At 40.7% G+C, this 21,114-nt stretch carries 15 protein-coding genes; 14 read left to right on the top strand and 1 reads right to left on the bottom strand.

Annotated elements, in window-relative coordinates:
• Nucleotides 1-25 precede the first annotated feature (25 nt).
• The 3 genes from grpE (at nucleotide 26) to GJS41_RS06590 (ending at nucleotide 2,086) form a co-directional block, all read left to right on the top strand.
• A complete protein-coding gene (gene grpE / locus GJS41_RS06600) occupies nucleotides 26-634 on the top strand; it encodes a nucleotide exchange factor GrpE (protein WP_154246495.1) in 609 nt (202 codons plus the stop codon).
• 307 nt (nucleotides 635-941) lie between these two features.
• A complete protein-coding gene (locus GJS41_RS06595) occupies nucleotides 942-1,250 on the top strand; it encodes a hypothetical protein (protein WP_154246494.1) in 309 nt (102 codons plus the stop codon).
• 119 nt (nucleotides 1,251-1,369) lie between these two features.
• A complete protein-coding gene (locus tag GJS41_RS06590; RefSeq protein ID WP_154246493.1) occupies nucleotides 1,370-2,086 on the top strand; it encodes a YebC/PmpR family DNA-binding transcriptional regulator in 717 nt (238 codons plus the stop codon).
• 59 nt (nucleotides 2,087-2,145) lie between these two features.
• Here GJS41_RS06590 and GJS41_RS06585 read toward each other — a convergent pair whose 3' ends face one another.
• Nucleotides 2,146-3,090 carry a serine hydrolase gene (locus GJS41_RS06585; protein ID WP_195758351.1) on the bottom strand — a complete coding sequence of 315 codons (945 nt, stop codon included), beginning with the start codon at nucleotides 3,088-3,090 and terminating at the stop codon, nucleotides 2,146-2,148.
• Between the two features lie 503 nt (nucleotides 3,091-3,593).
• Between GJS41_RS06585 and GJS41_RS06580 the strand changes: the two genes are divergently transcribed.
• The 11 genes from GJS41_RS06580 to greA all read left to right on the top strand — a co-directional run bounded on the left by GJS41_RS06580 (nucleotide 3,594) and on the right by greA (nucleotide 21,093).
• The gene (locus GJS41_RS06580) at nucleotides 3,594-8,015 is read left to right on the top strand and encodes a hypothetical protein (RefSeq protein WP_154246491.1); all 4,422 of its coding nucleotides are present in this window, start codon (nucleotides 3,594-3,596) and stop codon (nucleotides 8,013-8,015) included.
• A 173-nt stretch (nucleotides 8,016-8,188) separates the two neighbouring features.
• Nucleotides 8,189-10,120: a molecular chaperone DnaK gene (gene dnaK, locus GJS41_RS06575; protein WP_154246490.1), complete on the top strand. Its 1,932-nt coding sequence runs from the start codon at nucleotides 8,189-8,191 to the stop codon at nucleotides 10,118-10,120.
• A 117-nt stretch (nucleotides 10,121-10,237) separates the two neighbouring features.
• The gene (gene dnaJ / locus GJS41_RS06570; protein WP_154246489.1) at nucleotides 10,238-11,374 is read left to right on the top strand and encodes a molecular chaperone DnaJ; all 1,137 of its coding nucleotides are present in this window, start codon (nucleotides 10,238-10,240) and stop codon (nucleotides 11,372-11,374) included.
• 47 nt (nucleotides 11,375-11,421) lie between these two features.
• Nucleotides 11,422-13,185 (top strand): ABC transporter transmembrane domain-containing protein, encoded by a 1,764-nt coding sequence (locus GJS41_RS06565; protein WP_154246488.1) that lies wholly within the window; start codon nucleotides 11,422-11,424, stop codon nucleotides 13,183-13,185.
• A 1-nt stretch (nucleotide 13,186) separates the two neighbouring features.
• Nucleotides 13,187-13,786, top strand: a complete 600-nt coding sequence (locus tag GJS41_RS06560; protein ID WP_154246487.1) for a GDSL-type esterase/lipase family protein — start codon at nucleotides 13,187-13,189, stop codon at nucleotides 13,784-13,786.
• Nucleotides 13,767-14,273: a GNAT family N-acetyltransferase gene (locus GJS41_RS06555; protein ID WP_154246486.1), complete on the top strand. Its 507-nt coding sequence runs from the start codon at nucleotides 13,767-13,769 to the stop codon at nucleotides 14,271-14,273. The genes GJS41_RS06560 and GJS41_RS06555 overlap by 20 nt, the downstream gene beginning before the upstream one ends.
• A 116-nt stretch (nucleotides 14,274-14,389) precedes the next feature.
• Nucleotides 14,390-14,818: a hypothetical protein gene (locus GJS41_RS06550; RefSeq protein ID WP_154246485.1), complete on the top strand. Its 429-nt coding sequence runs from the start codon at nucleotides 14,390-14,392 to the stop codon at nucleotides 14,816-14,818.
• 5 nt (nucleotides 14,819-14,823) lie between these two features.
• Nucleotides 14,824-15,627 (top strand): 4-hydroxy-tetrahydrodipicolinate reductase, encoded by an 804-nt coding sequence (gene dapB / locus GJS41_RS06545; RefSeq protein WP_227551261.1) that lies wholly within the window; start codon nucleotides 14,824-14,826, stop codon nucleotides 15,625-15,627.
• 587 nt (nucleotides 15,628-16,214) lie between these two features.
• Nucleotides 16,215-17,378 carry a glutamine-hydrolyzing carbamoyl-phosphate synthase small subunit gene (carA, locus tag GJS41_RS06540; RefSeq protein ID WP_227551260.1) on the top strand — a complete coding sequence of 388 codons (1,164 nt, stop codon included), beginning with the start codon at nucleotides 16,215-16,217 and terminating at the stop codon, nucleotides 17,376-17,378.
• Nucleotides 17,379-17,389: 11 nt separating this feature from the next.
• Complete coding sequence (carB, locus tag GJS41_RS06535) at nucleotides 17,390-20,614, top strand: carbamoyl-phosphate synthase large subunit (RefSeq protein ID WP_154246483.1); 3,225 nt, start codon at nucleotides 17,390-17,392, stop codon at nucleotides 20,612-20,614.
• Nucleotides 20,611-21,093, top strand: coding sequence for a transcription elongation factor GreA (gene greA, locus GJS41_RS06530; RefSeq protein WP_154246482.1), 483 nt, complete (start codon nucleotides 20,611-20,613; stop codon nucleotides 21,091-21,093). The genes carB and greA overlap by 4 nt, the downstream gene beginning before the upstream one ends.
• Nucleotides 21,094-21,114 lie beyond the last annotated feature (21 nt).

Genomic DNA, 21,114 nt, shown 5'->3' with positions numbered 1-21,114 from the left:
TTCCAGATAATTTTGGAGTAATCTCATGTCTGAAAAAGACGTTAAAAATCAAGAAGATATTAAGGCTGCACAAGATGCAGCTGTTGAAACAGCTGCTGAGCAGGTGCAAGATATAATGGCCGATCTTGGTGAAGAGCTGCTGGGCGAAGAGTTAACTGGCGATGCTGCCCGTATAGATGAATTAGAAAAAGCACTAGAAGAAGCTGAAGCCAAAGCCGCTGAAAATATGGAACTAGCACTTCGCACTAAAGCAGAGGCAGAAAATATTCGTCGCCGTAGTGAAAACGAAGTATCCAATGCACGAAAATTTGCTATTGAGAAATTTGCTAATGAAATGTTGGCGGTAGTGGATAGTTTAGAGCAAGGGTTAGCGCAAAAAGCTGAACATGAAGAGTCCATTGCCATGAAAGAAGGCATGGAGTTGACGCTTAAGATGACGTTATCAACCTTAGAAAAATTTGGAATAGAACAACTTAATCCAATCGAAGAAGTCTTTGATCCTCAGTTGCATGAAGCTATGACTATGGTACCAAGTCCTGCGCATGAATCGAATACCGTGATTGATGTGTTCCAAAAGGGTTATAGCTTGAATGGACGTTTAATAAGACCCGCAAGAGTTGTGGTCGCTCAATAAGTTCAAAAAAAAGTACCAAAACCGCGACATGCTCGCGGTTTTTTTATGTAAATTTGTAGCCATTTGAAGTGGCTTACAAAAGGTAAAAAATAGTGGAACTTAAATGCAAAACTATAAAGCTCTACCACTAGACAATGTCTGTTAGAACCCGATAACTTTTGCCGGGTTAACCAATAGAGTAAATCGGTAAAAGGGGTTCACAAGACTATAAAAACACCTACTTTTGATACTCCTTTGCCAACTGGCACGCATTTATTTTTATTTTCTTTAGTTAGAACGAAAGCTCATTTATCACAGGAGAATGAAAATGAAGAAGATCATTATAGTTAGTTCATTAGTGATAGGTTTGAGCCTATTGAGTTTCAATTCAATGTCTGAGGAAATTGATACTGCGGATTCACTCAAGACTAAAACGTTGCAAGCTTGTAAAGCTGAAGCGGCTAATTTGCCGGAGCAAGATAAACTTAAAGCTTTAGCTCTCTGTCAGTGCGTTGCCGACAAAACCGATTACAATTTAGTGATTGATAGTAAGGCCATAGGTGATAAGGCAGCCGTAGATCAGCACCTTGATGAGGTGGTTTCTGCCTGTAAAGAGGAAATAGGAGCCAATCAGTAGTTATACAATATAAGGAAGAAAGCCGATTAAATATCGGCTTTTTTATTGGCAAAAGGTTTCATTGAGCTTGGACTACTTGTAAAATCATCATTTTTCAAAGGCTACTTGGACAAGCAATTATGGGTCGCGCATATCAAAACCGTAAAGATTCGATGGCGAAAACTTCGAATCAAAACTCAAAAATTTACAGTAAATTTAGTCGTCAGATTTATGTTGTGGCTAAACAAGGCGGTGCCGATCCTGAAGGTAACTTAGCACTGCGTAGCTTGATTGATGCCGCAAAGCGTGCCCAGGTACCAGCGCACGTTATTAAAAACGCCATTGATAAAGCCACGTCTGGCGCTGGTGAAGACTTCGCTGTTGCACGTTACGAAGGTTATGGTCCGGGCAATACCATGGTAATCGTAGATTGCCTGACGGATAACCCAAACCGTACTTTCGGTGAAGTGCGTCTTTGCTTCACTAAAACCAAGTGTAAGATTGGTACAGAAGGTAGCGTCAGCCATATGTTCGATCACAGTGCTATTTTTGTGTTCCCACATAATGATGAAGAAGCGGTGCTGGAAGCACTAATGATGGCCGATGTGGATGTATCTGATATCGAACATGAAGAAGGTATGATTACTGTATTTGCTCCAAACACAGAATACGCGAAAGCCAAGCAAGCTTTAACCGAAAACTTTGAAGAAATTGAGTTTGAAGTTGATGAAATTCAATTTATCCCCAAAGTCATGGCCGAAGTACCAGCCGATGATATGGAAATGTTCGAAAAATTTATGGAAATGCTAGAAGATCAAGATGATGTGCAAAATGTTTATCATAATGCAGAATTATAAATAGTAATAAATTGTTCTTGAAAAGCCTGAGTAACTCTCAGGCTTTTTTATATAAAGGTTTAATCGCATAGTGTTGCACTTAAAAGCTCGTAAGCAAATCCACTTTGCATCCATATAGCTCCCCAGTCCCACTCTTCTCGGTTTATAAAAGTAATAATGCTAATTTCTTTTTCTGGGATTAATAGGTTTAATACTTTTACGCCTGAAATTGCGCCCCTTCTTTCAACTATATTGTAATTTTTATTACATTTATTCAGAGAGGCGGGAAAAACCCATTGACCTAGGGCTGCATAGCCATATTCTGGTTTAGACTTCCAAAGTATAGAGCGATAATGGTTATTGAGTAGTTTATTACTGAGTAGTGCTCGGTTAAATTTTAGTAGATCATAAGCTTCTCCAACTAATTCACCTGAGGCCTCATATAAAGGCAAATAAACTTTTGGAGATGGCTCTTGATCTCTTATGAAGCCTGTCACCGTTTCATTACCATTATTCTTACCTATTTGCATTGAGTGCATGTTAGCAGGTTTAAAAATTCGGTCATTAAGGCTTTCGAACCATGATTTTTGGTCAATTTTTTCAAGAATTAGACCGAGCACTATATAGTCGCAATTATTATAATCAAACTGCTTTCCTGGCTCTGTTTTTGGAATTCCTTTACAGTAATCACGAGGATTAAAACCATTTGCAAAGCTCTCATCAGGCAAGGAAGAATCATTAATTAAACCTGACGTGTGCTGCAATAAATCCTTGATGGTAATTATATCGGCATTTGGGATATTTTCGGCGGGAATGGATTCTGAAAGAGTGGTTTCTAAAGAAAGAAGTTTTTCTTCAATTAACTGCATAATGGCAACAGAAGTTAATTGTTTAGTCACCGAAGCCCATCTCCAGCGCTCAGAAATCTTCATTGGTTGATCTATTGAAGAGGTACCATAAGCATTGTTAAAAATGATCTTATTTTTATCAGCAATTAGCACATGCCCTGAGAAACCTTTTTGCATAGCCAGTACTTCATTAATTGATTCATTATCACTTTTTATTACATGGGCACTCTTTTGAGCGCATGAATGAAGTAGTAAACATATAAATAATAAGCTCAGTCTATAAAGCATAAGAGAACCTCTTTTAGAATGAATAGATTAAAGTTAGCACAAAGCCCATAAAAAATTTGAGTTTTTATTCAACCCTCGCTAATTCAGCAAAACCTAAACTTATTTTTTGTAAAATATATAGACTAAAGTGACATTTTTTTTCACTTTATTGCATTTTCATTCACTTTTTTTTCAAAGTGACTTTATTAGGTTGTAAATTTATTTAACAAATAGTGAACTGCTACTCAGCTTGGCAATGCACTCTTGCATTAATCGATACCAGCTCAAATAAGCCAATGCAAATTAGCCTTGTTAAAATATTAGACATCTATTTTTAAGGCTTTTTTAAGTTTAATTTATTAAATTCGCAAAAGGTTTGCGATGAAATGGAATTAAAGTTAAAGGAGATCGTTATGGCTAAGAAACCCACTGAGGTAACTAATAAGGCTAGTGTAAAATCCTCAAAAAGCAAATCTCCTCCCAAGTCAAAGCAATACTCTTCAAGTAAGAGTAAAGGAGCTGTGCTAAGGAAGGAAGTTTTAAATTCAAAAGAGATTATTGATGGCTTTAAGCATAAAGTGCATCGTGTCCAGGCAGAAATGTCTAAATTAGAAAAGGAAGCGGAAGACCTCAGAATAAAAGGAGAAGATAAAGCGGCAGATAGTATTATTAGAAAAGGAAAAATACTTGAAGGTGAAATGTCTGAGCTACTTGAAGTGGTTAAAGATGTGCCAGGAGCCAGTCAACTGTTTGGGCTTGAGGAAACTGAAGAAATTATTCGTTTGGAGCCTTCGGAATTAATTGAAGCAAAAAATTTTAACAGCAAAGATTTTGCATTGAAGGCATCACAACATATAGTCCCCCCACAACTCACAGGCTACGGGCCAAGAAATGTTAATTTAATAGAGAATGACGTAATCACGCCTCAAGAAAATATTGGAAAACTTAGATTTAAAGTTACCAATGAATCCAGTCAATTAGCACGGAATGCCGTTTTTTCGGTAAAAGCTAAATCAACCACCGATGGAAAAGAGGTGGTTTTGAAGCAAGGGCAGACTGATGCCAAGGGCTATGCTTCGGTTAACTTTACTCGAGTACCAAGAGATGCGTACTCTGAATTAAAAGTTGAAATAGGAGCGGCAGATAGTCAATCTAAATATGTACAAGCATTATCATTATCTGAAGTGGCACTTCAGCACCAGCTAGGGTCGGCACATATTTTTGTCATTCCTAAGGATAAAGAGCTGGACTTTCCAGAAATTTTTACTGACCAGGTAGGTGCAGAAAAACCTGGAACAGTAGAAGACCCAGATGATATCGATATTCTGGTTTCTCCTGATTCCTTTGGTCTGAATGAGGAGCATGTTGATGGTAATTGTTGTTTGAGACCTCGAACTGAATTTGCAAGTGCTGAATATCATTTTAGGCAAATTGTTAGAGTAACTGATACAGATATTGTATTTGATGGCAAAAGAGAGGTCGATAGAAATAAAGTTACAGGCCCAATCCCTTTTGGCGATGAAAAGGAAAGCACTTACTCTGTAACAGGTGGTAATTTAGTTTTAGGTTTTGCAAACTTATATAAGCAAGGTTGGTATCCAGTAGGGCAAGGGCTAGGGAAGCTTCTGTATTCTACTTCTTTGGCGCCTTGCGAAGATATAAATATCACCGTTATCGATTGGCAGCGAAGTGAGCGTGACTCTCGTGTTGAACAAACGACTTCACGTGAAAAGCTTGCGCATGAGCTTAATCATGATCGCTCGATTGATGAAGTCGTTGATGCTGTTCTAACTGAAAAGCAGTCTGGTTCATCTGCCTCTGGAGGTGGTGGAGCAAGTTTAGATTTAGGCATATTTAGTATTGGTGGTGGTGGCGGTAAAACTTCCAGTAATACCTCAGGTAGAAGAGATTTGCACACATCCACTGTGCAGGATATCTCCGATACCGTTACTCAGAAAGCCTCGGCTTTTAGATCCCAGCGTTCCACGGTCGTGACGACTTCTAGGCAAAGAGAGTCGGAAAGAATCAACACTCGCAATATCCATAATCATAACAAAAACCACGTTATGAACTTGATGTATTCAGCGGTTGTTTCTCACTATGCGGTCAAAACTGAGCTGGTTGAGGAAAAGCCAGTAGTTTTAGTACCTTACGAAATTGATGATGATATTTTCGATAAAATTCCTAGCTTTGATAAGTTCGTTAAAGCGCCTTCTAGACCCATAACTCGATTTTTAGACAGATATTCTAGAAAGTTAAGAAGAATGGTTCCTCGAAAGTACCGCAGAGCCTTTAATTCACTTTCGCGTTTATTACATTGCAGTGATGTTTATGATATTGAACAACCGTTTGCAACTTTTTCCCGTTGGAGAGTTGATCTGGACCGCTCCTGGAGAAAAGGAATTTCCTTAAGCATTGAAACTGACTCGGGTCAAAGCGTTACTTTAGAACCGAGAGGTGCGATTGGTAAGAGCGGGCCTGTGGATTTCGTTTCGTTACCTGTACGAGCAGATGATTTAAAAGAGTTGAGAGTTTCCTTTGACCCTGCCGAATCAGCTCAAAGTATAGACTTTGGGCCTTTCAGTATGGGTGGCGATTTTTTGAATGATTTATTGGCTCAATCGACCAAACATAAATTAGAACGTGTTGAAATAACCACAAGAACTGATCGTTCGAGATTTGTTCCTACTCCTCAATCATTTCGATTAAATGTTGGGGCCGTTAATACTACGCTTGATAATGAAAACCCTTTTGTGATGATACCAATCTCAGATGTTGAAGTTAACTTTGAGAATTATCGTGGCAGGGAACATAGAGATTATTGTCGTTTACAAGAGCTGATTGCACATATTCAGTCCCACCCTATGCGTTATATGCGCGCTATTTGGTTACGAGAAGATCCAGATAGAAGAGCTATTCGTTTTGATCAGTATGAAATGAATGGTGAATCTTTATTGGATAATATTGTTAATAGGCCGGTAGGAGTCTTAGGTAACTATGTTGCTTTTGAGTTACTGGAAGGGCATAGGTTTATCCAAGTAGAGCCACCTGAGTTCGTGGTTTCCAGCAGAGTCGTTACTATGCCAACTAGAGGTATATTTGGTGAGGTGTATCTATCTTGTTGTAATGCTACTGAGAAACGCGATGTTGAGCGTTTTATCGATCCTGAGCAAGCGTGCGCTAAGAATGCTCCGGCAATTACAGGGATCACGCCTGGAACTCGCGCTTCACGAGGAAATACAACCCCGACTCCGTTAGCTGCACCGATTGTTAATTTGCAAAATGTGCCAGGCTTACCAGATCCCACTGGTATGACTGCTGCTCTTAATACCTTAAGTACACCAGATATATTTAGAGACTTATCAAGAGGAGCTGAGTTATTACAGTTTATTGATAGTGCTACTAAGGAGGCATTTACTAGTACTAGGCAGCACAGGGCTGCAATGAATGCGATAGCTGGTGATGTAGTACGTGGCTTGGTATCTGCTTATACAGGTGTGCCTATTCCTAGTAGCGGTGGTAAAGGTGGCAGTGGTGCAAAACCAGGCACAACAGGCATTAAATCAACTCCTTCTGGGTCCGGCGGAAAGGGTGCTAATACATCAGCTGCAGGCAGTAGTGATCCAACTCAAGCAGTAGTCAGTGAAATGGTGCGCTCTACTAACCCAGCTCAACTTAGGGATCATCTACAAACCATTCAAAAAGCTGTTGAGTCCGGTGCATTGACGCAATCACAAGGAAATGCTGCTTCAAATGCTTTGGTTGGTGGAGCAAATATTCCAGCAGGGGATGACCCAAATGCTATTACGGCGGTTTTGACTAGGCCAGCTAATCGCGATCAATTAACCTTTGGAGCAATTGCAGGTAATAAGACTGGCCAAATACAAATGGAAGCAACTGTCGATAGTATGCCCGAAGGAGCTAAAGTGGAATGGTCTTGCGCTAATCCTGGGGCAGTTGCCTTTAGTGCAAAAAACTCAATGGTAACGGATGTTAGTGCTTTGATACCTGGTAAGCATCTGATCCAATTTAAAGTTTTTGATAGTGCGAACAATCAACTTGGTTCAAGCATGGATATTCCGATTGTAATACCTCAATTTATTTTTGTTAACGAAGATTCGGCTCAATTTGATAATGCGCTATCTAATTACGGTTTGACCGCGGATAAGGATAAAGTGGTTACCGCAATTAAAGCGACTGCGGAGCAGCTCCTAAGCACATCTAATGTCAGAATGATATGGCAAGTGGGAGCTCAAAACGAGACTTTACCTGCTCAATATTCTGGTGCAGGCGTAGCTGCGGACAAGATTTCAGTAGCTACACTCAAAGATGAAGATCCAACTGATGAAACCTATGGAATTACCATACCTGTAGGGGGAGCTTTTGGTCCGACAGTGTTTAATGAGAGTATTGAAATTTACTCAGGAGAATATGACGACCCAGTGGTTTCAATACTTGATGATGCCGTGAATCAATTAGTAAGCAAAATAGCCTCATTGGGTTCTCCTGATGCGCGCTTAAACTCTTTATTGATTGATTTGGTTGGTCGATTAATCGGTGAAACTTTAGCTCATGAAATTATTCATAGTATGATTGGAAAAGTAATAAATCCGAATGGTACCCGCACTAACCATCATTCGCCTCATATTGCGGCAGGATGTATTATGAATCCTGGATCAAAAAGGAATTTGAAGGCTAGAACTGGTATTGAAATAACAGATTTACCTAATTTCCCTGATGTCGGTAGTTATACAGATCATGGAGCTGGAATAATTAATGTTATGGTTGCTAGTGTTCAAGCCCAAATGGATGATAATTTCCCTATTGTAATCTAACCCTAAATCCCTTGGCTCTTTTGGGTCAAGGGTTCTTAAACTGAGGTAGTCGAGCGTTGTGGTCAAATAACCACAAAAAATTAAAGTTTTTCTTAAAAATCCCCTTGATCTCCTAAAGCCAGCCCACATATAGGTTCCAAGCAAGATTTAACTATATTTTTCGGAGTAGAAAAATGGGCAAGATTATCGGTATCGATTTAGGTACAACCAATTCATGTGTTGCTGTGTTAGACGGCGACAAAGCTCGTGTAATCGAGAACTCTGAAGGCGGTCGTACGACTCCTTCTATTATCGCTTTCACTGATGGTGAAACTTTAGTAGGCCAATCGGCAAAACGTCAGGCAGTAACTAACCCTGAAAACACTTTATACGCGATCAAGCGTTTGATCGGTCGTAAGTTCAAAAGCGACGTAGTGCAAAAAGACATAGAAATGGTGCCATACAAGATCGTTGAAGCGGACAATGGTGACGCTTGGGTATCTGTTAATGGTAAAAATATGGCTCCACCACAAGTTTCTGCTGAAGTTCTAAAGAAAATGAAGAAAACAGCCGAAGACTTCTTAGGTGAAGAAGTGACTGAAGCGGTTATTACGGTTCCTGCATATTTCAATGATTCACAACGTCAAGCGACTAAGGACGCCGGTAAAATCGCGGGCTTAGAAGTGAAGCGTATTATCAATGAGCCAACGGCCGCAGCCTTAGCTTATGGTATGGATAAAGAGCGTGGCGACCGTACTATCGCGGTTTATGACTTAGGTGGTGGTACTTTCGATATCTCAGTGATTGAGATTGCTGAAGTTGACGGTGAGCACACCTTCGAAGTATTGGCGACTAATGGTGATACTTTCTTAGGTGGTGAAGATTTCGATAACCGCGTTATTCAGTATCTAGCGGAAGAGTTCAAGAAAGAACAAGGCATAGACCTGAAAGGCGACGCGCTTGCGATGCAGCGTTTGAAAGAAGCGGGTGAGAAAGCGAAGATCGAGTTATCTTCTAGCTCGCAAACGGATGTTAACTTACCTTACATCACTGCTGATGCAACTGGTCCTAAGCACTTAAACATCAAATTGACTCGTGCAAAATTAGAGTCTTTGGTTGAAGATTTAATTGAACGTTCAATGGCGCCAGTTAAGCAAGCGCTACAAGATGCTGGTTTATCAACCTCTGAAATCGACGATGTGATTTTAGTAGGCGGCCAGACTCGTATGCCTAAAGTGCAAGAATCAGTAACCACTTTCTTTGGCAAAGAGCCTCGTAAAGACGTTAACCCTGATGAAGCCGTGGCGATGGGCGCAGCGATTCAAGGTGCGGTATTAGCTGGTGACGTTAAGGACGTATTACTATTAGACGTAACACCTTTGTCTCTAGGTATCGAGACTATGGGTGGCGTAATGACTAACTTAATCGACAAGAATACAACGATTCCTACGAAGGCATCGCAAGTATTCTCAACAGCAGAAGATAACCAAACTGCTGTAACGGTTCACGTATTACAGGGTGAGCGTAAAATGGCTCAACAGAATAAATCTCTAGGCCGTTTCGACTTAGCGGACATTCCTCCTGCGCCACGTGGTATGCCACAAATCGAAGTATCTTTTGATATTGATGCTAACGGTATCATGCATGTTTCAGCAAAAGATAAAGCCACTGGTAAAGAGCAATCAATTCAGATCAAAGCGTCTTCTGGCTTATCGGATGAAGAAATCGAGCAAATGGTTCAAGATGCCGAAGCTCACGCTGAAGAAGATAAGAAGTTCCAAGAGTTGGTCGAAGCACGTAACCAAGCGGATGGACTTGTTCACGCTAGTCGCAAATCTTTGAATGATGAAAATGTCACTTTCGAAGATGGCGAGAAAGAAGCGATTGAAGCAGCAGCTAACGATTTAGAAGAAGCGATTAAGACAGATGACTTAGAAGAAATCAAAGCTAAGACTGAAGCCTTAAGTCAAGCCTCTGCAAAGTTAGCTGAGCGTATGTATGCGCAAGCTCAACAGCAGGCGGAAGCAGGTGCGCAGCCTGGAGCAGAGCAAGCTTCAAATGCTGGCGGTGACGATGTAGTCGACGCTGAGTTCGAAGAAGTTAAGGATGATAACAAAAACGCATAAGCGTTTTGTTGGAAGTCATCATTAGGATGACCATCTAAATATAAAGCAGGAGTTTGGCTCCTGCTTTATGCGTTAAAAGAAATTCAATTTTGAAAAGATTAACTAAAGAAGAACAGTATGTCTAAACGTGATTATTACGAAGTATTAGGTGTTGGCAAAAGTGCTGATAAGGCAGAGCTGAAAAAAGCTTACCGTCGATTGGCGATGAAAAACCACCCTGATCGTAATCCTGATGACAAAGAGGCGGAAGCACGTTTTAAAGAAGCGAAAGAAGCCTATGAAGTACTAAATGATCCGCAAAAGCGTCAAGCTTATGATCAGTTTGGTCATGCGGGCGTTGACCAAAGTGCTGGTGGCCAAGGTGGTTTCCATGGCGCCGATATGGGTGACATTTTTGGCGATATGTTTGGCGATATCTTTGGTGGTGGCGGTCGTCGCGGCGGCGGTCGAGCAGGACCACAACGTGGTTCTGACTTGCAATACAATATGCAGGTGACGTTAGAAGAAGCGGTTAATGGGGTTTCTAAAACTATTAAAGTCCCAACCTACGTTGATTGCGAGCCTTGCGATGGTTCTGGCGCTAAAAAAGGTTCCGAGAAAGTCACTTGTGGAACTTGTAATGGCCAAGGCCAAGTACGTATGACCCAAGGTTTCTTCTCAGTTCAGCAAACATGTCCAGATTGTCAGGGACAAGGACAAACGATCAAAGATCCTTGTAACTCTTGTTCAGGCCAAGGTCGCGTGCATAAGACCAAAACCTTGTCTGTAAAAATTCCTGCAGGTGTTGATACTGGCGATCGTATTCGCTTATCTGGCGAAGGTGAAGCGGGTGGTCCCGGCGCTCCATCGGGCGATTTGTATGTACAAATCAATGTTAAAGAGCACGAGATTTTTGTTCGAGATGGCGCCAACCTTTATGCTGAAGTTCCTGTAAGCTTTGTAACAGCAGCGCTGGGTGGAACTTTACAAGTACCAACGCTAGATGGAAAAGTGAGTTTGAAAATTCCTGCGGAAACACAAACCGGTAAAATGTTCCGGTTAAAAGGCAAAGGGATAAAAGCTTTACGTCAAAATTATACCGGCGACCTGATGTGCCGTGTAATTTTGGAAACGCCAGTTAAGCTAAGCAAAGAACAAAAAGAGTTGCTAGAGCAATTCCAGCAAAGTGTTGAAGAGTCTGGTGGCAAGAATAGCCCGAAAGAAACCGGTTGGTTCGATGGTGTTAAAAAATTCTGGGATAATATGACCAGTTAATGATAGATTGAAAGCCCGCAATTAGCGGGCTTTTTTATGGATTAGAAATGGAAAAAAAACAAAAGAAAACAATAAAAACACTATTGCCTATAGTTAGTTTTTTAAAGCCTTATAAAGCGATGGTATTCTTTGCTTTGATGGCCTTGTTGCTAACAGCGGCTGTAAGTTTGTCATTAGGACAGGGGTTAAAGTTAGTCATTGATAATGGTTTTGCTGCAGGTTCAGTAGACAATTTGCGTTCAGCAATATTTGTAATGATTGGTTTAGTAAGCCTATTAGCCATTGGAACCTTTTGTCGTTTTTATTTGATGTCATGGCTTGGTGAAAGAGTCAGTGCTGATATTCGTAAAGCAGTGTTTGATCGCTTGGTGGTTTTACATCCTGCCTATTTTGAAGAAAATCGTAGTGGCGAAATCATGTCAAGATTGACAACTGACACGACTTTGTTGCAGTCAATAGTGGGCTCGTCTTTTTCTATGGCACTACGCAGCACCTTAACTTTTATAGGTGGTATTGCGATGTTGTTTTTTACCAACGTGCAATTAACGCTTTATATTCTTATTGGTGTTCCCATGGCGATATTGCCGATGATGTTCTTTGGGAAAAAAGTCAGAAAATTCTCTAAAGACAGCCAAGATACCATTGCAGATGTTGGAACCTATGCGGGTGAAATTATCCAGAACATTAAAGTGGTGCAAAGTTACAGTCGTGAAGAGCAAGAAAAAGCAGCTTTTAGTGATGAAGTGGAAAAAGCATTTGAGACTGCTAAGAAGCGAGTACGCCAAAGATCAATTCTGATAGCTTCTGTGATCTTGATGGTATTTGGTGGCTTAAGCGCGATGATGTGGGTTGGCGGTAATGGAGTTATATCGGGCGCTATCACCGGTGGTGAGTTAGCGGCCTTTGTGTTTTATGCCATGATGGTTGGTATGTCTGCTGCGACTATTGCGGAAGTTTATGGCGAGTTGCAAAGAGCGGCCGGCGCTGCGGAGCGAGTTGTCGACTTAATGGCAGTCGAAAGCAATATTTTACCGCCAGCGAAACTAGAGCCATTAAACGATAATGCTCAGAAGATGATAGCTTTTAATGACGTTAGTTTTAGTTACCCTTCGCGCCCTGATGAATTTGCCTTAAAGGATATAAATCTAACTATTAATAGAGGCGAAGTTGTGGCTTTAGTTGGGCCATCAGGAGCAGGTAAAACCACTCTATTCGAATTGCTTGAACGTTTTTATGATCCACAACAAGGCAATATTCTTTTCAAAGACGTAAACTTAAAACAGTTGGCGCCTAATAAACTGCGTGATGAAATGGCACTAGTGCCTCAGAATCCAATATTGTTTAGCAATGATGTTTGGTACAACATTCGTTATGGCAAGTCAGGGGCAAAAGATAACGAAGTCATTGAAGCCGCTAAAAAAGCGCATGCTCATGATTTTGTGAAAACTTTACCAAAGGGCTATGAAAGTTACTTAGGTGAGCAAGGTGTTCGTTTATCAGGTGGACAAAAACAGCGGGTGGCCTTAGCGAGAGCTATTTTAAAAGACCCAGAAGTTTTGCTGTTGGATGAAGCGACCAGTGCCTTGGATGCAGAAAGTGAGCATCATGTACAAGCCGCTCTAGAAGAATTAATGAAAGACCGCACCACTTTGATCATAGCGCATCGGCTTTCGACGGTGATCCATGCGGACAAAATTGTTTTGTTGGATAAAGGGGAAATAATTGCGATGGGTAGCCACCAAGAGTTATTAGCTTCTTCAAAACTCTATCAACGCTTGTGTGAGTTACAGTTCGATCTAACAGGGGATTAATTTGAGATTATTAAGTAGTATTTTTATTTGTCTTTTCTTGACGGCCTGTAGCGGAGAAGGAGATCTAAAAAAATTAAATGCCGATGCCACCATCCTAGCTTTTGGCGATAGTTTAACCGTGGGAGTTGGCGCCAATGATGAAGATGCATACCCACAGAAGTTAGAAAAATTAGTAAATTTGAAAGTAATAAACGCCGGGGTTTCAGGCGAGGCCACAGCAGAAGGTTTGCTGAGGCTTGGTGCTGAATTAGATAGATATTCTCCTCAATTAGTCATTCTGCTAGAAGGTGGCAATGATATTTTGAGAAATTATGACTTAGCGCAAACTAAACAAAATTTGGCAAAAATGATTGAAGAAATTCAATCCAGGAATATGCAATTGATACTGATTGGTGTTCCTGAAAAAAATATCTTTTCAGATTCTGCTGATTTATATCAAGAATTATCTGAGCAATATAATCTCGTTTTTGACGAAAAAATCATTGCTAGTTTGCTAAAAAAGCAAAGATATAAATCAGATCCTATACATTTCAATGCCTTAGGCTATGAAAAGTTAGCAGAACGCTTAAGAGAGATACTCGATGAAAATGGAGCCCTTTAAATTAATGGTTAAAGCTAGAGGTTATACAATTCATGATCGCGCTGATGTATTAACAGTGTTTACTTCAAATATTGGCCTTTATTTTGCTCAAGAAGAAACCGAAGATTTCATCGAGTTTTTAGATGCGCAGGCTTTGGATAATCGTTATCTAGTATTCTATTCTGAAGATAAACCTAAGCAAATAATAGCTTGTGGGGGCCATGGCTTCATAGAAGATAAAATGTTTTTGCGCTGGGGTATGGTGGCACAAGATGCGCATAATCAAGGTACTGGAACTCAGTTATTAATTCAGCGTTTGAAGGCAATCTACCAACAGCATGGGGCTGCTGATGTTTATATCGATACTTCGCAGCACGTTCAGGGTTTCTATGAAAAATTTGATTTTAGCGTGGTTTCGTCAATCAAAGATGGCTTCGCTCCCAATATCGATCGAGTTAGGATGATTTTCAACAATTGGGCCGCTAACTTTGTAAAACCTATCGCATAGTCTCTGAAAATATTTGCAATGAATAGCTTTAGTTGGGTATCTTGTCAGCTGTTTTAGGCAGCCTTATGAGCTGATCTGTTTTATTGAGTTCTTAAGAGAAAGTAGGTTCGAAAAGTATGAAAAATTTTTTACTGTTGATTTCACTATCCTTAGTTATCACGATTAGCTATTCAACAAATGCTTCTGTGGTGATTTATCCAAACTTTGAAATCCCACCAGAATTTAAAAGTAAACCTGATTTTAACCCTTCCCGGTATTTAGCAAAGTACCCAGTGGCTGATATCAATAAAAAACTAAGCAATGAGAAGAAAGAACGCTTGGCTTGCTTAATTGTCGCTTCTGAAAAATACACCCAAGAAAAATTTAAGCATTCTTTCATGGTCGATTTAAAGCAACCTTTGATTGCTTTAACCATGACTAACTTCCCTCAGATTCGCGCAATGGAATGGGGAGGCAGAAAAGATGCTAATGTAAAATATATGAGTCTAAGTCAAATAGCTAAAGGCGTGGAAAGTGTCGTTAACCCATCCAATTGTAAGGTGTAAACAGCTTGATTCATTCTATTATAATTAACGCAGCTACAGGTCGTATGGGCAAAGAGCTTATTCAAGCCGTTGTATCAGATTCAGATTCGGTAGTTGCCGCGGCACTTGCTAGAGATAATCATCCTTTGATTGGTACTGATATAGGCTATATGGTTGGCGCTAATCCGCAAAACAAATTGCTATCATCGGATTTAGAATCGGCCTTGTTGTCTGCCAACGTGCTAATCGATTTTAGCTTGCCAGAACATTCGATAAGAACATTGTTACAGGCTGAAAAAGTCAAAATTCCGGTTTTGATTGGAACAACAGGTTTTGATTCGGAGCAATTAGCATTAATAGAGAAAGCGGCAACCTCTATTCCTGTCATGTTGGCTTCCAACTATAGTCTTGGTGTTAACAGCTTGATTCATTTAGTTACTGAAGCGACTAAGTTGTTGTCGGATAAATCCGATATAGAGATTTTTGAAGCTCACCATAAACATAAGATTGATTCGCCTTCAGGCACCGCAATTTCCATTGGCGAAGCCATTGCCGAAACTAAAGGTAGGAGGCTAGATGAGATTGCTGTTTATGAGCGTTCTGGCGAACGTAAAAAAGATGATATTGGCTTTGCGGTGATGCGAGGTGGAGAAACCATTGGGACTCATGAAGTCACTTTTGCACTTAACGGGGAACTAGTGAGCTTAAAGCATGAAGCACAAACTAGGCAATGTTTTGCTCAAGGTGCTTTGACTGCAGCTAAATGGTTAATCAAACAGCCAATAGGGTTATATGATATGCAAAAAATGTTAAATAGCACACATTTTTAATGTGTACTGGTTCATTTTTTGAGTGGAATTTGTGAGACATTGTCCATTGAAACTGTGCGATAAAGACTAAAATGCATTCAGAAATAGTTACTATTTTATAGGGTTTTTGTTTCAAAAACCTTTTTTTTTAATATAACCATTTGATTTATAAGGAATATACTGAGTTCCATTAAAACCTGGCGTTTAAAAGTAGGTATTGCAAAGCATGAAAAAAGGCGTAGATTATCAGTTGTGCAAAGGATTGCATGCTTAAGGAAAGACGAAACCGAAGGATTTGGTGGTACACGGAAGTCGCAAGGAGCAAAAATTGGCAAGAGGCCAAATGAAAACGGGCGCGAATTAGCGCCCTTTTTCTTGCCTGGGTATTTAGATAGGGTTATCCGAAGTTTTATTTTTAGAATCAGATAGACTTAGAATCTTTGATCCCTTAAAATATATCGGATCTAGCATGATTCTATGCAGATCCATAATTTACAATTGTTCAGAAGTAGCGAGTAACGGGCTCATTTTAATGAATCCGGATTTTTTGCACCTTTTTTTTGCGACCTATTTTTGAAGCAGCATAAGCATTTTTTATGGAGGTTTCCTTGTCAGCACCGCAGCCTTTCCAAGAGCTTCAGCCTGCCATTTTGGTTCTAGCCGATGGTAGCGTTTTCCGTGGTACTTCTATTGGTTGTGATGGCCGTGCCGTTGGTGAAGTTGTTTTCAATACCGCAATGACCGGTTATCAAGAAATTCTTACCGATCCTTCATATGCCAAGCAAATGGTCACCTTGACTTATCCGCATATTGGTAATGTTGGAACAAATTCTGAAGATGAGGAGTCTAGTGAAGTTTGGGCTGAAGCTTTAATCATCCGTGACTTGCCATTATTACAAAGCAATTTCCGTTCAGAAGAAACCTTAACTGAATATTTAAAGCGTCACAAGAAAGTTGCGATTGCAGATATTGATACTCGCCGTTTAACTCGAATTTTACGTGATAAAGGTGCGCAAAATGGCTGTTTAATAGCGGGTGATGTATTAACAGAAGCAGACGAAGAGAAGGCATTAGAGTTGGCTAAGTCATTCCCAGGTTTAAAGGGCATGGACTTGGCGAAAGAAGTGTGCACTAAAGATGCTTATCAGTGGGATGCCACTTCTTGGCAACTTGGCAAAGGTCATGGCCAGCTAGCAGAAAAGAAGTTCAAAGTGGTGGCATATGATTATGGCGTTAAGCGTAATATCTTAAGGATGTTAGTTGATCGCGGATGTGATTTGACAGTAGTTCCTGCGCAAACACCGGCTAAGGATGTTTTAGCAATGAAGCCAGATGGTGTTTTCTTATCAAATGGTCCCGGTGATCCAGAACCATGTGATTACGCAATTGAAGCGATTAAAGACATCGTAGCTACAGGTACGCCAACGTTTGGTATTTGCTTAGGGCACCAGTTGTTAGCTCTTGCTAGTGGCGCAAAAACTATAAAAATGAAATTTGGTCATCATGGCGCAAACCATCCGGTACAAAATTTGGATGACAAAACAGTATTAATCACCAGTCAAAACCATGGCTTTGCTGCCGATGAAGAGACCTTGCCAGATAATTTGCGCGCAACTCACCGTTCATTGTTTGATGGTTCTCTACAAGGGATTCATCGCACGGATAAGCCTGCATTTAGTTTCCAAGGCCATCCAGAAGCGAGTCCAGGGCCGCACGATGCAGCACCGCTATTTGATCACTTTATTGAACTAATGACTCAACATAAAGCATAGGTAAAATTAAGATGCCAAAACGTACTGATATAAAAAGTATTTTGATTTTAGGTGCTGGCCCAATCATTATTGGCCAAGCCTGTGAGTTCGACTATTCGGGCGCACAAGCTTGTAAAGCGCTTCGCGAAGAAGGTTATCGAGTTATTTTAGTTAACTCAAATCCTGCAACCATTATGACTGACCCTAATATGGCCGATGCGACTTATATCGAGCCAATTCATTGGGAAGTAGTCGCCAAAATTATCGAGAAAGAGAAACCTGATGCTATTTTGCCGACCATGGGCGGTCAGACGGCATTAAACTGTGCTTTAGATTTGGCATCGCGTGGCGTGTTAGAAATTTACGGCGTAGAAATGATTGGCGCAACTCGCGAAGCGATTGATAAAGCAGAAGATCGTGAGTTGTTTGCAAAAGCAATGTCCAAAATTGGTTTAGACCAACCAAAGCAAGACGTTGCTCATAGTTTAGAAGAAGCATGGAAAGTGCAAAAAGAAGTTGGCTTCCCTTGTATTATTCGCCCATCCTTTACCATGGGTGGTACAGGCGGTGGTATTGCATATAACAAAGAAGAGTTTGAAGAAATTTGTGCGCGCGGTTTAGATTTGTCACCAACTAACGAATTATTGATTGATGAATCTTTAATTGGTTGGAAAGAGTATGAGATGGAAGTGGTACGTGATAAAAACGACAACTGTATTATCATCTGCTCGATTGAGAATTTTGACCCGATGGGAGTGCATACAGGCGACTCAATTACCGTTGCGCCAGCTCAGACTTTAACTGACAAAGAATATCAAATCATGCGCGATGCCTCTTTGGCTGTCTTGCGTGAAATTGGTGTTGAAACCGGTGGCTCGAATGTGCAGTTTGCTGTTAACCCTGCCAATGGCCGCATGACCATTATTGAAATGAATCCTCGTGTTTCGCGTTCGTCAGCTTTGGCATCAAAGGCGACTGGTTTTCCCATTGCAAAAGTAGCGGCAAAACTTGCGGTTGGTTATACCTTAGATGAATTACAAAATGATATCACTGGTGGCGCAACACCAGCATCGTTTGAGCCGACCATTGATTATGTGGTCACAAAAATTCCTCGCTTTAACTTTGAAAAATTCCCAAATTCAGATGCAACCTTAACCACCCAGATGAAGTCCGTAGGTGAGGTTATGGCTATTGGGCGTAACTTCCAAGAGTCTCTGCAAAAAGCTCTACGAGGTTTAGAAGTTGGTTCTGCAGGTTTTGAGCCTCAATTAGAAGCTGATGATGAGCATCTAACCGATAGTTTGCGTCAACGTTTAAGAATTCCTGGTGCAGATAGAATTTGGTATGTAGCAGATGCTTTCCGAAATGGTTGGACTTTAGAAGAAGTTTTTGAATACACCAATATCGATCGTTGGTTCTTGGTACAAATCGAAGAATTGATTAGTATTGAAAAAGCATTAACCGAAATGTCTTTATCAGAACTTAATGAAAAAATTCTTCGTACACTTAAGCGCAAAGGATTTTCAGATAAGCGCATAGCAGATATTTTCGCAGCCAGTGAAAAAGAAATACGCAACCTGCGCCAAAAACTAGGTGTTGTACCTGTTTATAAGCGAGTGGATACTTGTGCCGCAGAATTCTCTACTTCTACGGCTTATATGTATTCTAGCTATGATGAAGAATGTGAGGCGCAACCATCAGATAAAGACAAAATTATGATCTTAGGTGGTGGGCCAAACCGAATCGGCCAAGGCATCGAATTTGATTATTGCTGTGTACACGCAGCTTTTGCTATGCGTGAAGATGGTTATGAAACCATTATGGTTAACTGTAATCCAGAAACCGTTTCTACCGATTATGATACTTCTGATCGTTTATATTTTGAGCCTGTCACTTTAGAAGATGTGTTAGCCATTGTTGATGTGGAAAAACCTAAAGGCGTAATTGTTCATTACGGTGGCCAAACACCATTAAAATTAGCGCGTGATTTAGAGGCTGCGGGTGTGCCGATTATTGGTACTTCACCAGATGCGATTGACCGCGCAGAAGATCGTGAAAGATTCCAACGCGCTATTGAACGTTTGAATTTATTGCAACCGCCTAATAGAACTGCGCGCAATATTGAAGAAGGCGTTCGCCTTGCTGAAGAAATTGGTTATCCGCTAGTGGTTCGTCCTTCTTACGTATTGGGTGGACGAGCGATGGAGATCGTTTATAACGAAGATGAGCTACGTCGTTATATGAATGAAGCGGTCAGCGTCTCTAATGAGTCGCCCGTATTATTAGATCGTTTTTTAGATGATGCAATTGAAGTTGATGTCGACGCAATTTTTGATGGTGAAGAAATCTTAATAGGCGGCATCATGGAGCATATTGAGCAAGCAGGTGTTCACTCTGGTGATTCAGCATGTTCAATTCCGCCATTTAGTCTTGGTAAAGAAGTGCAAGATGAAATGCGTCGTCAGATGCTAGTAATGGCAAAAGAATTGCAAGTACGAGGTTTAATGAATGCACAGTTTGCTATTAAAGGCGATAAGATCTATATCTTAGAAGTTAATCCTCGCGCTTCTAGAACTGTACCATTTGTATCAAAAGCAACTAGCACGCCATTGGCCAAAGTTGCTGCAAGCGTTATGGCGGGCAAGAGCTTAGCAGAGACAGGTTTTACTAAAGAAATTATTCCAAATTATTATTCAGTAAAAGAACCCGTATTCCCGTTCAATAAATTCCCAGGTTCTGATCCAATATTGACTCCAGAAATGAAGTCTACTGGTGAAGCGATGGGTGTCGGAACAACTTTTGGAGAAGCATTCCATAAAGCTAAATTAGGTGGCGGAGAAGCGGTACCTATGTCTGGCCGAGTTGTGATTTCAGTTCGAGAAGCTGATCGTCCTAACTTGCCAGCAGTAGCTAAAGCATTAGTCGAACAAGGTTTTGAACTGTTGGCTACTGGCGGAACTGCTCGAACTATTCGCGAGGCTGGAGTTCCTTGCCAGCGCGTTAACAAAATGTTTGAAGGGCGTCCTCATATCGTCGATACCATCAAAAATGGAGAAGTCGATTACATTATTAACACTACAGAAGGTAAGCAAGCGATTGCAGATTCTTACTTAATTCGTCGAAGTGCACTACAGCATAAAGTACCTTATACAACAACACTTGCTGGCGCTGTGGCTTCATGTGCAGCGATGAAAGATCATTCTCGTAGTGACATTAATTCAGTGCAAGAATTGCATGCTCGAGTAAAAAAAGTATGAACAGAGTACCAATGACGGCAAAAGGCGCTGAGGCGCTACAAGCCGAGCTAGAAGAGTTGAAAAAAGTGGTTCGCCCAAGAATTGTAGCAGCAATTGCTGAAGCAAGAGAACACGGTGATTTAAAAGAAAATGCTGAGTATCATGCAGCGCGCGAACAGCAAGGTTTTGCTGAAGGGCGAATTCAAGATATTGAAGGAAAGCTTGGCAATGCTCAAATTATCGATATCAGCAAAATCACTAATAATGGTAAAGTTATTTTTGGTGCAACGGTAGTTTTGATTAATATGGACGATAGTAATGCCGATGAAATTCAGTACCAAATCGTCGGTGATGATGAAGCAGATTTAAAAGCAGGAAAAATTTCTGTTAATTCACCTATCGCTCGTGGTCTGATTGGCAAAGAAGAAGGCGATATTGCTAACATTCAAACACCAGGCGGTGCGGTTGAGTATGAAATAGCAGAAGTGCTTTATATATGAGTATGGAAAGTAAAAAGGCCT

Origin of the sequence: Kangiella sp. HZ709, from assembly GCF_009674675.1 — a bacterium.
In the GTDB taxonomy this organism is placed as follows: domain Bacteria; phylum Pseudomonadota; class Gammaproteobacteria; order Enterobacterales; family Kangiellaceae; genus Kangiella.
Note: the sequence above shows the minus strand (reverse complement) of the source record. Positions and strands in the feature narration are given on the sequence as shown.

Excerpts from the sequence above, each read along its gene's own strand:
- grpE (WP_154246495.1), top strand. The coding sequence starts at position 26 with ATGTCTGAAAAAGACGTTAAAAATCAAGAAGATATTAAGGCTGCACAA.
- GJS41_RS06595 (WP_154246494.1), top strand. The coding sequence starts at position 942 with ATGAAGAAGATCATTATAGTTAGTTCATTAGTGATAGGTTTGAGCCTA.
- GJS41_RS06590 (WP_154246493.1), top strand. The coding sequence starts at position 1,370 with ATGGGTCGCGCATATCAAAACCGTAAAGATTCGATGGCGAAAACTTCG.
- GJS41_RS06585 (WP_195758351.1), bottom strand. The coding sequence starts at position 3,090 with ATGCAAAAAGGTTTCTCAGGGCATGTGCTAATTGCTGATAAAAATAAG.
- GJS41_RS06580 (WP_154246491.1), top strand. The coding sequence starts at position 3,594 with ATGGCTAAGAAACCCACTGAGGTAACTAATAAGGCTAGTGTAAAATCC.
- dnaK (WP_154246490.1), top strand. The coding sequence starts at position 8,189 with ATGGGCAAGATTATCGGTATCGATTTAGGTACAACCAATTCATGTGTT.
- dnaJ (WP_154246489.1), top strand. The coding sequence starts at position 10,238 with ATGTCTAAACGTGATTATTACGAAGTATTAGGTGTTGGCAAAAGTGCT.
- GJS41_RS06565 (WP_154246488.1), top strand. The coding sequence starts at position 11,422 with ATGGAAAAAAAACAAAAGAAAACAATAAAAACACTATTGCCTATAGTT.
- GJS41_RS06555 (WP_154246486.1), top strand. The coding sequence starts at position 13,767 with ATGAAAATGGAGCCCTTTAAATTAATGGTTAAAGCTAGAGGTTATACA.
- GJS41_RS06550 (WP_154246485.1), top strand. The coding sequence starts at position 14,390 with ATGAAAAATTTTTTACTGTTGATTTCACTATCCTTAGTTATCACGATT.
- carB (WP_154246483.1), top strand. The coding sequence starts at position 17,390 with ATGCCAAAACGTACTGATATAAAAAGTATTTTGATTTTAGGTGCTGGC.
- greA (WP_154246482.1), top strand. The coding sequence starts at position 20,611 with ATGAACAGAGTACCAATGACGGCAAAAGGCGCTGAGGCGCTACAAGCC.